This window comes from Mangrovimonas cancribranchiae, assembly GCF_037126245.1.
GTDB lineage: Bacteria > Bacteroidota > Bacteroidia > Flavobacteriales > Flavobacteriaceae > Mangrovimonas > Mangrovimonas cancribranchiae.
The window spans coordinates 1,888,229-1,903,850 of sequence record NZ_CP136925.1; the positions used below are offsets into that span (position 1 = coordinate 1,888,229).

Annotated in this window: 13 protein-coding genes and 1 tRNA gene; 3 read left to right on the forward strand and 11 right to left on the reverse strand. The window is 35.0% G+C overall.

Annotation, left to right across the window (positions count from 1 at the left end; genetic code table 11):
• Nucleotides 1-25 precede the first annotated feature (25 nt).
• Nucleotides 26-727 carry a DUF4369 domain-containing protein gene (locus tag R3L15_RS08515; protein ID WP_338731130.1) on the forward strand — a complete coding sequence of 234 codons (702 nt, stop codon included), beginning with the start codon at nucleotides 26-28 and terminating at the stop codon, nucleotides 725-727.
• 40 nt (nucleotides 728-767) lie between these two features.
• On the opposite strand, the gene R3L15_RS08520 is transcribed toward R3L15_RS08515, so the two are convergent.
• The 5 genes from R3L15_RS08520 to idi form a co-directional block, all read right to left on the reverse strand.
• Nucleotides 768-841 (reverse strand) — tRNA-Thr (locus tag R3L15_RS08520).
• A 50-nt stretch (nucleotides 842-891) separates the two neighbouring features.
• Entirely contained in the window at nucleotides 892-1,161 is a 270-nt protein-coding gene (locus R3L15_RS08525) for a hypothetical protein (RefSeq protein ID WP_338731131.1), read from the reverse strand.
• A 26-nt stretch (nucleotides 1,162-1,187) separates the two neighbouring features.
• Nucleotides 1,188-2,159 carry a type I phosphomannose isomerase catalytic subunit gene (locus R3L15_RS08530; protein ID WP_338731132.1) on the reverse strand — a complete coding sequence of 324 codons (972 nt, stop codon included), beginning with the start codon at nucleotides 2,157-2,159 and terminating at the stop codon, nucleotides 1,188-1,190.
• A 3-nt stretch (nucleotides 2,160-2,162) separates the two neighbouring features.
• Complete coding sequence (locus R3L15_RS08535) at nucleotides 2,163-2,573, reverse strand: 6-carboxytetrahydropterin synthase (RefSeq protein WP_338731133.1); 411 nt, start codon at nucleotides 2,571-2,573, stop codon at nucleotides 2,163-2,165.
• Nucleotides 2,570-3,094 carry an isopentenyl-diphosphate Delta-isomerase gene (idi, locus tag R3L15_RS08540; RefSeq protein ID WP_338731134.1) on the reverse strand — a complete coding sequence of 175 codons (525 nt, stop codon included), beginning with the start codon at nucleotides 3,092-3,094 and terminating at the stop codon, nucleotides 2,570-2,572. Before idi ends, R3L15_RS08535 begins: the two co-directional genes overlap by 4 nt.
• Nucleotides 3,095-3,223: 129 nt before the next feature.
• On the opposite strand from idi, the gene R3L15_RS08545 reads away from it, so the two are divergent.
• Together R3L15_RS08545 and R3L15_RS08550 are read left to right on the forward strand one after the other, a co-directional pair.
• Nucleotides 3,224-4,813: a peptide chain release factor 3 gene (locus tag R3L15_RS08545; RefSeq protein ID WP_338731136.1), complete on the forward strand. Its 1,590-nt coding sequence runs from the start codon at nucleotides 3,224-3,226 to the stop codon at nucleotides 4,811-4,813.
• 148 nt (nucleotides 4,814-4,961) lie between these two features.
• Nucleotides 4,962-5,192, forward strand: a complete 231-nt coding sequence (locus R3L15_RS08550) for a (4Fe-4S)-binding protein (RefSeq protein WP_338731137.1) — start codon at nucleotides 4,962-4,964, stop codon at nucleotides 5,190-5,192.
• Between the two features lie 50 nt (nucleotides 5,193-5,242).
• Here the strand turns inward: R3L15_RS08550 and R3L15_RS08555 are convergent, their stop codons facing one another.
• From R3L15_RS08555 to rplA, 6 genes are all read right to left on the reverse strand, one after another.
• A complete protein-coding gene (locus tag R3L15_RS08555) occupies nucleotides 5,243-5,560 on the reverse strand; it encodes a DUF3467 domain-containing protein (RefSeq protein ID WP_125468178.1) in 318 nt (105 codons plus the stop codon).
• A gap of 49 nt (nucleotides 5,561-5,609) precedes the next feature.
• Entirely contained in the window at nucleotides 5,610-9,911 is a 4,302-nt protein-coding gene (gene rpoC, locus R3L15_RS08560; RefSeq protein WP_338731138.1) for a DNA-directed RNA polymerase subunit beta', read from the reverse strand.
• Between the two features lie 84 nt (nucleotides 9,912-9,995).
• Nucleotides 9,996-13,808, reverse strand: a complete 3,813-nt coding sequence (gene rpoB, locus R3L15_RS08565; protein WP_338731140.1) for a DNA-directed RNA polymerase subunit beta — start codon at nucleotides 13,806-13,808, stop codon at nucleotides 9,996-9,998.
• 126 nt (nucleotides 13,809-13,934) lie between these two features.
• On the reverse strand, nucleotides 13,935-14,312 hold the full coding sequence (rplL, locus tag R3L15_RS08570; protein ID WP_125468175.1) for a 50S ribosomal protein L7/L12: 378 nt from the start codon (nucleotides 14,310-14,312) through the stop codon (nucleotides 13,935-13,937).
• Between the two features lie 68 nt (nucleotides 14,313-14,380).
• Entirely contained in the window at nucleotides 14,381-14,902 is a 522-nt protein-coding gene (rplJ, locus tag R3L15_RS08575) for a 50S ribosomal protein L10 (protein WP_338731141.1), read from the reverse strand.
• Between the two features lie 14 nt (nucleotides 14,903-14,916).
• Nucleotides 14,917-15,615, reverse strand: coding sequence for a 50S ribosomal protein L1 (rplA, locus tag R3L15_RS08580; protein WP_125468173.1), 699 nt, complete (start codon nucleotides 15,613-15,615; stop codon nucleotides 14,917-14,919).
• Nucleotides 15,616-15,622 lie beyond the last annotated feature (7 nt).

Here is a 15,622-nt window from a genome sequence, read left to right on the forward strand (position 1 = left end):
GCCGCTTAACTTTAGAAAACTTAGTATGAAAAATTCACTTTTAGCCTTAATTGTTTTGTTTATTGTTAGTTGTAATAATAAACCACAAGACTTAATTGTTAAAGGGCATATAAAAGGGTTAAAAAAGGGAACGATTTATTTAGAAAGAGTACAAGACTCCGCTATTATTATTCTAGATTCTTTGCTTATAAAAGGCAATCCAAACTTTGAATTATCTTCTGAATTAGAAACACCAGAAGCGTTATATTTAAGACTAGATAAAAACAGTACAAAAAAAAGTACTGACAATCGTATTGTTTTTTTTGCTGATAAAGGAACGACTGAGATTACTACAACATTAAAAAACTTTGTTGTTGATGCTACTATTAAAGGCTCTAAACAGCAAACGCTTTACGAGGACTATTTAAAAGTAATGAGTCGTTTTAACGATAAAAGTTTAGAGTTGTACAAAGATAAACTTGAAGCGATAAAATTAGGAGATTCATCAAAAATAAATGAAATTCAAATTGCTATTAATAAGCTTATTAAAAGCAAGTATTTATATACGGTTAACTTTGCTGTAACTAATAATGACAGTGAAATAGCGCCATATTTAGCCCTTTCTGAGGTTTACGATGCGCAACCAAAATGGTTAGACACCATTAACCAATCACTTACACCCAGAATTAAAGATTCTAAATACGGAAAAATCCTGGACAATTATATTTCAGAATTGAAAGAAAACTAATAAAAAAAGCCTCTCAAAATTGAGAGGCTTTTTTATTAAGAGCCGATGGAGGGACTCGAACCCACGACCTGCTGATTACAAATCAGCTGCTCTAGCCAGCTGAGCTACATCGGCAAAAAACGTGCGCAAATATAACTCTGTAAATTAAATTTGCAAACATTTTTTTAACCAAGTTTATTTATTTTATCCACTAAAGATCTAGCCTTGGTTTCTAAATCGTTGTTAATTGCCTTAAAATGAGCCTTTGCATCATCAAGACCTCTTTTATTTACACGTTCCATTAAATCGTCAAACGTTTCAATAGCTTCATCTATAATAGCTTCACCTTTTTTAGAATCTTTGTCGGTATTATTGTATTCCCAAACATAAACCGATTCAATAATGTCTCCTAAAACATAATTAATGTCTTTTTTTAAGTCTCTTTTATTTGCCATAATTCATTTATTTTATTCTTTTAAATTTATACATAAACTTCCAAAAGCTTAGCGCTTTCAGCTTTTATTTTAAATGTTTTTAATGCTGCGGGAAGCAATACGGTTTCTCCTGCTTGTAATTCAACTGTTTTGTTTTCTGAAATAATTTGGGCATTACCTTCTACACACATATAGATCATAAAAGAATCGTATGTGTTTTCTTTGTCAAGAACTGTATCGAGTTCTAAATAGTTTGTCGTGAAATAAGGACAACGCACCATTGAGTTCGATTGATTTTTATCTTTATCGTAAGCTATTTTAAAATTATTAGGCATATCAAAACCAATGGCATCAATAGCCAAATCGTTGTGCAGTTCACGTCCTTTTCCATTAGCATCTACACGATTCCAATCGTAAACACGATAGGTAATGTCGCTAGTTTGCTGTATTTCTGCCAACATTACGCCTGCGCCTATGGCATGTACACGACCAACTTCTATAAAAAATGTATCACCAGAGGTAACTTGTTCAAAATTCAATATTGAAGGTAGTGTTTTATTTTCTAAATGGTTTAAATAAACTTCAGGGGTGATTTTTTCTTTAAAATCTATAATCAAATTTGAACCTTCATCGGCTTGCATAACGTACCACATTTCGGTTTTGCCAAATGAATTATGACGCTTTTTTGCCAACTCATCATTAGGATGTAATTGAATGGATAAATCCTGCTTGGCATCAATAAACTTGATTAGCAACGGAAATTTGTCGCCAAAAACCCTGTAATTTTTCTTTCCTATTAAATTGGAATGATAGGTTTTTAATAATGTTTTTAATGTTTTTCCTTTTAACTCACCGTTTGAAACAATGGATGTATCACCTTCTACATCACTTATTTCCCAACTTTCGCCAATGTTGGGCGAATCACTTTTTTTGTTTAGCAATTGTTTTAATTTTTCGCCGCCCCAAATTTTTTCTTTAAGTATTGGCGTGAATTTAATGGGATACAATAATTCTTTCATAGGCTAATGTCCTGAATAGGTAACAAAATTTCTTGGTGTTTCGTAAAGTGTGATTTCCAAACTTAAATTTGAAGGTAATTTAGGTTTCAACTTGTTATAAATGACAACCGAAATATTCTCGGCAGTTGGATTAAGCTCATTAAACTCTGGAACCTCTAAGTTTAAGTTTTTATGATCGAAAGCCTCTTCTATTTCTACTCTAATAAGCTCCTTAAGCTCTTTTATATCTATTACATAACCCGTTTCTGGATTAATGTTGCCAGTAACACTAACGATTAACTCATAGTTGTGACCGTGAAAATTAGGGTTATTGCACTTACCAAAAATGGCTTTGTTTTTGGCGTCGTCCCAATCTTTTCTGTACAACCTGTGTGCTGCGTTAAAATGTGCTTTTCTACTGACGGTTACTTTCATCCTTCAACATTGATGTGTTCGTAAAATTTTTCAAAAATAATTTTGAACCACGCCGTATATTGATTTGGATTCGCTTTTATATCTGTATTTACAGCATTTAAACTCATCCATTTCCAATCGGCTACTTCATTTGGGTTAATGTTTGGCTCGTCGTTATAATACCCAATTAAAATATGGTCGTATTCGTGTTCGGTCAAACCATTATCAAACGGTGCTTTGTAAATAAACGATATGGTCTCCTTTAAATCTGTTTCAAAACCCATTTCCTCTTGTAAACGACGTTTTCCGGCCGAGATATTATCCTCTCCTTCTCTCTGGTGACTACAACACGTATTGGTCCATAGTAACGGCGAATGGTATTTATGTCCTGCACGTTGCTGAATCATTAATTCATTTTTATCATTAAATACAAAAACTGAAAATGCCCGATGCAACAGCCCTTTTTCGTGGGCTTCCATTTTTGGCATTAACCCAATTTGTTCGTCCTTTTCGTTTACTAAAATTACTTGTTCTTCTTTCATTAAAACAAAAATACCAAATCCGTTTTTTTAAAGCATTAATATTTCTTTAAAATTGAAAACCTATCATTACATTCATTTTTATTGTAAACAATAATAGTATCTTTGCACACCATTGCTTTATTTGATTTTATGAGCTTTAAAAAAGAAATAGAAAGACGACGTACCTTTGGTATTATATCGCATCCAGATGCCGGTAAAACAACGCTTACTGAAAAATTACTACTTTTTGGTGGAGCCATACAAGAAGCCGGTGCCGTAAAAAGTAACAAGATTAAAAAAGGTGCCACGAGTGACTTTATGGAGATTGAGCGACAACGGGGAATTTCGGTAGCAACATCTGTTCTAGCTTTTGAATACAATGGCACCAAGATTAATATTCTAGATACACCTGGTCACAAGGATTTTGCTGAGGACACTTTTAGAACTCTAACCGCTGTGGATAGCGTTATTGTAGTTATTGATGTTGCAAAAGGTGTTGAGGAACAAACCGAAAAGCTAGTGGAAGTTTGTAGAATGCGAAATATCCCGATGATTGTTTTTATTAACAAATTAGACCGTGAAGGAAAAGATGCTTTTGATCTTCTAGATGAAATAGAACAAAAACTAGGCTTAAAAGTTGTCCCTATGAGTTTCCCTATTGGTATGGGATACGATTTTAAAGGGATTTACAACCTATGGGAAAAGAATGTGAATCTTTTTAGTGGCGACAGCAGAAAGCATATTGAAGAAACCATCGAAATTTCAGATTTGGCTTCTGAAGAACTTGACCAGCTTGTTGGAGAAACATCGGCAAACACCTTACGTGAGGAAATTGAACTTGTTGAGGGCATTTACCCTGCTTTTGATAAAGACACCTATTTAAAAGGCGAACTTCAACCTGTATTTTTTGGGTCGGCTTTAAACAATTTTGGTGTTCGCGAACTTTTAGACTGTTTCGTAGAAATTGCACCTAAACCAAGACCCAAACAAAGTGAAGAACGCTTAGTAAAACCAGATGAAGACAAGTTTACGGGCTTTGTATTTAAAATTCACGCCAATATGGATCCTAACCATAGAGACCGTTTGGCATTTATAAAAATTGTATCTGGGCAATTCAAAAGAAATACACCTTATTTACACGTTAGAAATGGTAAAAAATTAAAGTTCTCCAGTCCGAATGCTTTTTTTGCTGAAAAGAAAGAAATCGTAGATGTGTCGTATCCAGGTGATATTGTAGGCTTACACGATACGGGGAATTTTAAAATTGGAGATACGTTAACCGAAGGTGAAAACATTCATTACAAAGGTATTCCTAGTTTCTCTCCAGAGCATTTTAGATACATTAACAACGCCGACCCTTTAAAATCCAAACAACTTTATAAAGGTATTGACCAATTAATGGATGAAGGTGTTGCCCAATTATTTACCCTAGAACTTAACGGACGAAAAGTAATAGGAACAGTTGGCGCTTTACAATATGAAGTGATTCAATATAGATTGGAACACGAATATGGCGCTAAATGTAGTTATGAAAACTTAGCTGTTCATAAAGCGTGTTGGGTAGATCCTGAAGATCCTAAAAACGATGAGTACAAAGAGTTTTTAAGAGTAAAACAACGCTATTTAGCCAAAGATAAACAAGGGCAATTGGTTTTTTTAGCAGATTCGCCTTTTTCATTACAAATGACTCAACAAAAATATCCAAGCGTAAAATTTCATTTTACATCTGAATTTAACTAAACCTTGCGATTTTTTCAAAAAAAGTGTAAGAAATTTATGATAAAACCGATTTTGTACACTAAAAATTAGTGAGTTATCGATTTTTTTAATTATCATTGAATTGAATTCTTAAATTCATATTGATTATTAACCCCAAAGATGATCTACTATGGAAATTCAATCTAACGTTTTCACAAACGGTGATATTACCGTTACCTACGAACCTTGTAAATGTATTCACGCTGAAAAATGCGCACAAGAATTGTCAAGTGTATTCAGAGCTTCTGTAATTCCTTGGGTGGATTTGGATGGCGCTTCGACACAACAGATTATTAATCAAATTAACAAATGTCCTTCTAAAGCATTACAATATTATTTAAACAAAAAAGAAGCTTCTTAAGTTTATTAGAAAAAGAAAAAGCCCTTATAAATTACTTATAAGGGCTTTTTTTAAGCTTCACCAGTTGGACCAAAATTAAGTGGTATTGGTGGTTGCTCATAATCTTTTATTTCTCCATGAGCGCTTTCAAATCGTTGTACATTATCATTTAATGCCTTAAGCAATCGTTTGGCATGCTGAGGTGTTAAAATAATTCTAGATTTTACTTTACTTTTTGGAGTTCCAGGCATAATACGAACAAAATCGACTACAAATTCAGATACTGAGTGATTAATTATTGCCAAATTAGAATAAACACCTTCGGCAACTTTTTCGTCTAGTTCTATATTAATTTGCCCTTTCTTCTTTTTATTATCGTTTTCTGCCATACTAATAATGGTTAAAAAATCCCGCACTAGGCGGGATTTAATTTATGTATTAATTAAAATTAACTTCTTGTTTAGCTTGCATCATTTCATCAAACTCTTCTTTAGAACCAACTATAATGTTGTTGTAAGTTCTCATTCCTGTACCTGCAGGAATTCTGTGTCCAACAATAACATTCTCCTTAAGTCCTTCAAGCGTATCAACTTTACCGTTAACAGCTGCTTCGTTAAGTACTTTTGTTGTTTCCTGGAACGATGCTGCAGAAATGAATGATTTTGTTTGAAGCGAAGCTCTAGTAATACCTTGTAAGATTGGTGTTGCTGTTGCTGGTTTTGCATCACGAGCTACAACAAGCTGCTTATCTTCACGACGTAAAATAGAGTTTTCATCTCTTAAATCTCTAGGCGAAATAATTTGACCTGCTTTAAGATTTTCTGAATCTCCCGCTTCTTCTACCACTTTCATTCCAAACATATCATCGTTTTCCTCGATAAAGTCTGATTTATGAACTAGTTGATCTTCTAAGAACGTTGTATCACCAGAATCGATAATTTTAACTTTACGCATCATTTGTCTTACAACAACCTCGAAGTGCTTATCGTTAATTTTCACCCCTTGTAAACGGTATACTTCTTGTACTTCGTTTACTAAGTATTGTTGTACTGCTGATGGTCCTTGAATATTCAAGATATCGTTAGGTGTAATAGAACCGTCAGATAATGGCATACCTGCTTTTACAAAATCGTTTTCTTGTACAAGAATCTGATTTGATAATTTCACAAGGTATTTCTTAATTTGACCAGCTTTAGATTCAACAATAATCTCTCTATTACCACGCTTAATTTTACCAAAAGAAATTACACCATCAATCTCACTTACTACTGCTGGGTTAGATGGGTTACGTGCTTCGAATAATTCGGTTACACGTGGTAAACCACCGGTAATATCACCTGCTTTAGCCGATTTACGTGGTATTTTAACTAAGATTTTTCCAATCTTAATCTTATCACCATCATCAACCATTAAGTGAGCGCCAACTGGTAAGTTATAAGATCTGATAACTTCTCCTTTTGAATCTTCAATATGAAGTGTTGGAATAAGTTTCTTATTTCTAGTTTCAGAAATTACTTTTTCTTGGAATCCTGTTTGTTCATCTATTTCTACTTGGTAAGTCACCCCTTGTTCAAGGTTTTCATACTTCACTTTACCAGCAAATTCTGAAATAATAACACCATTATATGGATCCCATTGACAAACGACATCTCCTTTAGATAGTTTTTGACTATCTTTAACAAATAAGGTCGATCCATAAGGAATGTTATTTGTGCTTAATGTAATACCTGTTTTCTTATCGACAAGTTTAAGCTCAGACGTTCTAGAAATAACGATATCTATTTCGTTTCCGTCTTGATCTTCTCCTTTAACTGTTTTAAGGTCTTCAATTTCTGCAACACCATCATGTTTAACAATTAACTTGTTTTCTTCTGAAATGTTACCTGCAATACCACCCACGTGGAATGTACGAAGTGTTAACTGCGTACCTGGCTCACCAATAGACTGTGCTGCTACAACACCTACGGCTTCACCTTGCTGTACCATTTTACCTGTTGCTAAGTTACGTCCGTAACATTTAGCACAAATTCCTTTCTTAGCTTCACAAGTTAATGGCGAACGAACCTCGACAGTTTCTACAGCAGAATCTTCAATTTTCTTGGCAATATCTTCTGTAATTAAATCGTCTGCAGATACTAATAATTCATCTGTAATAGGGTCTGTTACATCGTTTAATGATACACGACCTACTATTCTATCTTTTAATGGTTCTACGACTTCGTCGTTTTTCTTTAATGGCGATACTTCTACTCCTCTTAATGTACCACAATCTTCGCTATTTACAATAACGTCTTGAGATACATCTACTAAACGACGTGTTAAATAACCGGCATCGGCTGTTTTAAGTGCGGTATCGGCAAGACCTTTACGAGCACCGTGCGTTGAGATAAAGTATTCTAAAATTGAAAGTCCTTCTTTAAAGTTAGAAAGAATTGGATTCTCAATAATCTCGCCACCTCCAGCATTCGATTTTTTAGGTTTAGCCATCAGACCACGCATACCTGTAAGCTGACGAATCTGTTCTTTCGATCCACGAGCTCCAGAATCAAGCATCATAAACACAGAGTTAAATCCTTGTTGGTCTTCGCGAATACGCTTCATAGACAACTCGGTTAACTCGGCATTAGTCGATGTCCAAATATCAATAACTTGGTTATAACGTTCATTATTCGTAATTAATCCCATGTTATAGTTTGCCATAATACCATCTACTTGCTTGTTAGCAGAGTCTATCATGGTATGTTTTTCAGCAGGGATAATAATATCTCCTAAACTAAACGACAATCCACCTTGGAAGGCGAAATTATAACCTAAAGATTTTATTTTATCTAAGAATTCAGCTGTTTCTGGTACTGACGTTGCTTTTAATATATCACCAATAATATTTCTTAGCGATTTTTTAGTCAATACTGCATTTATAAATCCAGCTTGTTCTGGTACATTTTGATTAAATAACACACGACCAACAGTAGTTTCTACTATTTGCATAGCAAGTTTACCTTCGTCGTTAAAGTCTAGCGTTCTTACTTTTATAGAAGCATTAAGGTCTACACGTTTTTCGTTGTAAGCAATAACGACTTCTTCATCTGAATAGAATGTTAACCCTTCACCTTTAATTGGGTGGTCTTTGGTTGACTTTCTTTCTTTAGTCATATAATAAAGTCCAAGAACCATATCCTGAGATGGTACCGCAATTGGTGATCCATTTGCAGGGTTTAAGATATTATGAGACGCTAACATTAATAGTTGCGCTTCTAGAATAGCTTCTGGTCCTAATGGTAAGTGAACCGCCATCTGGTCACCATCGAAATCGGCGTTAAACGCCGTACATACTAATGGGTGTAATTGAATTGCTTTACCTTCAATTAATTTTGGTTGGAACGCTTGAATACCTAAACGGTGTAATGTTGGAGCACGGTTTAGTAATACTGGATGTCCTTTTAATACATTTTCAAGAATATCCCATACAACTGGCTCTCTTCTGTCTATAATCTTTTTAGCAGACTTCACTGTTTTTACAATACCTCTCTCTATTAGTTTTCTAATAACGAATGGTTTATAAAGTTCAGCTGCCATGTTTTTAGGAAGACCGCATTCAAATAATTTCAATTCTGGTCCTACAACAATTACAGAACGTGCAGAATAGTCAACACGCTTTCCTAATAAGTTTTGACGGAAACGTCCTTGTTTACCTTTTAATGAATCGGATAACGATTTTAATGGTCTGTTTGAATCTGTTTTTACCGCTGAAGATTTACGTGTGTTATCGAATAACGAATCTACAGATTCCTGTAGCATACGTTTTTCGTTACGTAAAATTACTTCTGGCGCTTTAATTTCAACTAGACGCTTTAAACGGTTATTACGTATAATAACACGACGGTATAAATCGTTAAGATCTGATGTTGCAAAACGGCCTCCATCTAATGGTACTAATGGGCGTAATTCTGGTGGAATTACTGGTACCACTTTCATAATCATCCATTCTGGACGATTTTCTCTATTTTCATTAGATTCTCTTAAAGCTTCAACAACTTGTAAACGTTTTAAAGCTTCGGTTTTACGTTGCTTAGACGTTTCTGTATTTGCTTTGTGTCTTAATTCGTAAGACAATTCATCTAAATCTATTCTTGATAATAGTTCTATTAAACATTCAGCTCCCATTTTAGCGATAAACTTGTTAGGATCTGAATCTTCTAAATATTGATTTTCTTGAGGAATAGTTTCAAGAATATTTAAATATTCTTCCTCTGTAAGGAAGTCCATTTTTTGTAATGGATCTCCTTCCGCATTTTTAGCAATACCTGGTTGAATTACTACGTATCTTTCGTAGTAAATAATCATATCTAACTTCTTAGAAGGTAACCCTAAAAGGTAGCCTATTTTATTTGGTAACGAACGGAAATACCAAATATGAGCTACTGGTACAACTAAGTTAATGTGCCCTACGCGATCACGACGTACTTTCTTTTCTGTTACTTCTACACCACAACGGTCGCATATAATGCCTTTATATCGGATACGCTTATATTTTCCACAAGCACATTCGTAATCCTTTACAGGACCAAAAATACGCTCACAGAATAAACCATCTCTTTCTGGTTTGTGAGTTCGATAATTAATAGTTTCTGGCTTTAAAACCTCACCTCTAGACTCTGCTAAAATAGATTCTGGTGACGCTAAACCAATGGAGATTTTATTAAATCTCTTTACTGTATTCTTATCTTGTTTTCTTGCCATAATATATGGTACTATCGAATTATTTGTAAACTTATGATTCCTAGAAACTCCTAAAGAATTAACTTTAGGAGTTAAAAGGATGTATTATTCTTCTAATCTGATGTCTAAACCTAGACCTTTCAATTCGTGCATTAATACGTTGAAAGATTCTGGTAATCCTGGTTCTGGCATTGGCTCTCCTTTAACAATACTTTCGTATGTTTTAGCTCTACCAAGAACATCATCAGATTTCACGGTCAATATTTCTCTTAAAGTACTAGATGCACCATAAGCTTCTAATGCCCAAACTTCCATTTCACCAAAACGCTGACCACCAAATTGTGCTTTACCACCTAATGGTTGTTGTGTAATAAGCGAGTATGGTCCAATTGAACGCGCGTGCATTTTATCGTCAACCATATGGCCTAGTTTTAACATGTAGATAACACCTACAGTTGCTGGTTGGTCGAAACGTGATCCTGTTCCACCATCGTAAAGATAGGTATGACCAAATCTTGGAATACCAGCTTCGTCTGTAAAGCCGTTAATTTGGTCTAATGTGGCACCATCAAAAATAGGTGTTGCATATTTGCGTCCTAATTTTTGACCTGCCCAACCTAGTACAGTTTCATAAATCTGACCAATGTTCATACGAGATGGTACCCCTAATGGATTTAATACAATATCTACAGGTGTTCCATCTTCTAAGAACGGCATATCTTCATCTCTTACAATACGTGCCACAATACCTTTGTTACCGTGACGTCCTGCCATTTTATCTCCTACCTTAAGTTTACGTTTTTTAGCAATATAAACTTTTGCTAATTTGATGATACCTGATGGTAACTCATCTCCTACTGAAATAGTAAACTTCTCACGTCTTAAAGCTCCTTGTAAGTCGTTTTCTTTAATTTTATAGTTGTGAATTAAATCGGCAACTAATTTATTTGTATAATCGTCTGTTGTCCACGTTCCTGTTGTTAGGTGTGTATAATCATCAACAGAGTTTAACATTTTTTGAGTATATTTTTTACCTTTTGGTAAAACTTCTTCTCCTAAATCGTTAAATACACCTTGAGCGGTTTTACCATTTACAATGGCATAAAGTTTATCGACTAAGACAGATTTTAACTCGTCGAATTTCACTTCGTATTTTTGCTCTAATTGTGCTATATCTTCTTTATCCTTAGCTCTTTTACGCTTGTCTTTTATTGCTCTAGCGAAAAGTTTTTTATCGATTACAACACCATTTAATGACGGTGATGCTTTTAAAGAAGCGTCTTTAACGTCTCCTGCTTTATCACCAAAGATAGCACGTAATAGCTTTTCTTCTGGTGTTGGATCGCTTTCTCCTTTAGGTGTAATTTTACCAATTAAGATATCGCCAGGCTTAACTTCGGCACCAACGCGAATCATTCCGTTTTCATCAAGGTCTTTTGTAGCCTCTTCGGAAACGTTTGGTATATCGTTAGTTAGCTCTTCGTTACCTAATTTTGTATCTCTTACTTCTAGTGAGTACTCATCAATATGGATTGATGTAAAGATATCTTCTCGTACTACTTTTTCTGAAATTACAATCGCATCCTCAAAGTTATACCCTTTCCAAGGCATGAAAGCTACTTTCATGTTTCTTCCTAAGGCAACTTCTCCTTTTTGCGTAGCGTAACCTTCACATAATACTTCACCTTTTTTAACTTTATCGCCTTTTCTTACAATAGGTTTTAAGTTAATTGAAGTTCCTTGGTTAGTTTTTCTAAACTTAACTAGAGGATATGTTTTAGTTTCGCTATCAAAGCTTACTTTAGCTTCGTCTTCTGTTCTATCGTATCTGATAGTGATTTTTTGAGCATCAACATATTCTACAACACCATCGCCTTCAGCATTAATTAATACTCTAGAATCTGATGCTACTTGACGTTCTAATCCAGTTCCAACAATAGGTGCTTCTGGACGCAATAATGGTACCGCTTGACGCATCATGTTAGATCCCATTAACGCACGGTTGGCATCATCATGTTCTAAGAACGGAATTAACGATGCAGAAATAGAAGCAATTTGATTTGGTGCAACATCTGTATAGTGCACTTGGTTTGGTTCTACTACTGGAAAATCGCCTTCCATTCTGGCAATTACCTTATCGTGTACAATCTTTCCATCGTCATCTACTTCTACAGTAGCTTGCGCAATCATTTGCTCTTCTTCTTCCTCTGCACTAAGGTAAATTGGTTTTCCTTTAATATCTACAACACCATCTTCTACTTTTCTATAAGGTGTTTCAATGAATCCCATAGAGTTTACTTTCGCATAAACTGAAAGTGATGATATAAGTCCAATGTTTGGACCTTCTGGTGTTTCAATAGGACATAAACGTCCATAGTGTGTATAGTGAACGTCACGAACCTCGAAACCTGCTCTTTCACGAGACAGACCTCCTGGCCCTAAAGCTGATAAACGACGTTTGTGAGTAATCTCGGCTAATGGATTGGTTTGATCCATAAATTGAGATAACTGGTTTGTACCAAAGAATGAATTAATTACTGACGATAAGGTTTTCGCGTTAATCAAATCTATTGGTGTAAACACTTCGTTATCACGAACGTTCATACGCTCACGAATAGTACGTGCCATACGAGCTAAACCAACACCAAATTGAGATGATAACTGCTCACCTACTGTACGTACACGACGGTTAGATAAGTGGTCGATATCATCAATCTCTGCTTTAGAGTTTATAAGCTCGATTAAATATTTTATAATGGTAATGATATCTTCTTTGGTAAGCACTTGCTTGTCCATACCGATATCAAGACCTAATTTTTTGTTCATTCTGTAACGACCTACTTCACCTAAAGAGTAACGTTGGTCACTAAAGAATAATTTATCTATAATACCACGCGCCGTTTCTTCGTCTGGCGGCTCGGCATTACGTAATTGACGGTAAATATGCTCTACTGCCTCTTTCTCAGAGTTTGTAGGGTCTTTTTGAAGTGTATTATGAATAATGGCATAATCTCCTTGCTGTGCACTTTCTTTATGTAAAAGAATTGTTTTTACGTTTGTTTCAAGGATTTCTTCAATATTATCTTTGTCTAGGACTGTATCACGGTCAAGAACTATTTCGTTACGTTCGATAGATACTACTTCACCTGTATCTTCATCTACGAAATCTTCGTGCCATGTGTTAAGTACACGAGCGGCTAATTTGCGTCCTAAAACTTTCTTTAATCCAGATTTAGAGACTTTAACTTCTTCTGCTAAATCAAAGATTTCAAGAATATCTTTATCTCTTTCAAAGCCTATGGCTCTAAATAATGTTGTTACAGGTAATTTTTTCTTACGGTCGATGTAAGCATACATTACGCTGTTAATATCTGTTGCAAATTCAATCCAAGATCCTTTAAAAGGAATAACTCTGGCAGAATACAACTTGGTTCCATTTGCGTGAAAAGATTGTCCGAAGAAAACTCCTGGCGAACGGTGTAATTGCGATACTACAACACGTTCTGCTCCATTAATAACAAATGTTCCACTAGGTGTCATGTAAGGAATTGTTCCTAAGTACACATCCTGGACAATGGTTTCGAAATCTTCATGTTCAGGGTCTGTACAGTACAATTTAAGTCTAGCCTTAAGTGGCACGCTATAGGTAAGTCCTCTTTCTATACATTCTTCTATGGTATATCTTGGAGGGTCGACAAAGTAATCTAAAAATTCTAATACGAACTGATTACGGGTATCTGTTATTGGGAAATTTTCCATGAAGGTATTGTAAAGCCCTTCGTTTCCTCTTTCTTCAGATTTAGTTTCTAACTGGAAAAAATCCTGGAAGGATTTAATCTGAATATCCATAAAGTCTGGATATTCTGTTCTATTGATAATAGAAGAGAAATTTAATCTTTCAGCTTGTTTTGCTAACATCAATGGACGGAATTTAGATTAAAAAAAATGAATGCGCGTACACTTACTTTTATATACGCAAAATGGTCTAGGTCATATCCCGCTTTTGGGATAGACCTAAACCTTTAAAGTTTTGGGTTGTTAAGCTTACTTAAGCTCAACCTCTGCACCAGCTTCCTCTAATTGAGTTTTTAAAGCTTCTGCTTCGTCTTTTGCAATACCTTCTTTGATTGGGCTTGGAGCGTCATCAACTAAACCTTTTGCTTCTTTTAATCCTAAACCAGTTAATTCTTTAACTAATTTTACTACTGCTAATTTAGAACCACCAGCGGCTTTAAGGATTACATCAAATTCAGTTTGCTCTTCAGCAGCTTCACCACCACCAGCAGCAGCGCCACCAGCAACAGCTACAGCAGCAGCTGCAGGCTCAATACCGTATTCTTCTTTTAAAATATCAGCTAACTCATTAACTTCTTTTACTGATAAGTTAACTAATTGTTCTGCGAAATCTTTTAAATCTGCCATTTTTCTATCGTTTTAATGTGTGTTTTTAATTTAAATATAATTGTGTAAAAAGTGCGTACTCTTTTGGTTTATCCTTCTTTTTCGGATAATGTTTTTAAGATACCTGCTAATTTGCCACCGCCAGATTGAAGTGCTGAAATAACATTCTTCGCTGGAGATTGTAATAAACCAATGATATCACCAATAACTTCTTCTTTAGATTTGATCTCAACTAAAGTATCAAGTTGTTCGTCTCCTAAGTAAATAGCTTCTTCGATAAAAGCACCTTTTAAAAGTGGTTTATCGGACTTTTTACGGAAATTCTTAATTACTTTTGCTGGAGCATTTCCAGTTTCAGAATACATTACTGAGGTGTTACCTTTAAGTGTAGAAGGTAAATCGCCAAAGTCTTTTTCTGATGATTCCATTGCTTTTGCAAGCAAGGTATTTTTAACTACTGCTAGTTTTACGTTTGCTTTAAAGCAAGCGCGTCTTAAGTTTGAAGTACTTGCTGCATCTAAACCTGAGATATCGGCTAAATAAATATTAGCAGATTCGGCTAATTGTGCAGTTAGGTCTTCAATTACTTGTGATTTTTCTTCTCTTGTCATAATAAAAGTTTTAACTACTTAACCGACCAGTTTTTAGTATCTACAGCTACACTAGGACTCATTGTACTAGACATAAAAATACTCTTTACATAAGTACCTTTTGCAGCAGTTGGTTTAAGTTTCATTAATGTTTGTAATAACTCGTTTGCGTTACCTGCTATTTTTTCAGCATCGAAAGATGCTTTACCTATAGAGGCGTGTACAATTCCGGTTTTATCAACTTTAAAGTCAATTTTACCAGACTTCACATCGTTTACTGCTTTAGCAACATCCATAGTTACCGTACCTGTTTTTGGGTTAGGCATTAATCCTCTTGGTCCTAAAATACGTCCTAAAGGTCCTAATTTACCCATAACACTTGGCATGGTTATTATAACGTCTACGTCTGTCCAACCACCTTTAATTTTATCAAGGTATTCGTCTAAACCTACGTAATCTGCTCCAGCTTCTTTAGCTTCGGCCTCTTTATCTGGCGTTACTAATGCTAAAACTTTAACGTCTTTTCCTGTACCGTGTGGTAATGTTACAACACCTCTTACCATTTGATTAGCTTTTCTAGGATCTACTCCTAAACGAACTGCTAAATCTACAGAGGCATCAAACTTGGCGTTTGTGATGTCTTTTACTAATGCAGATGCTTCAGCGATAGAATAAAGTTTTCCTTTTTCTATTTTTGCTAAAGCTTCCTTTTTCTTTCTTGTTAATCTTGCCATTTAATAA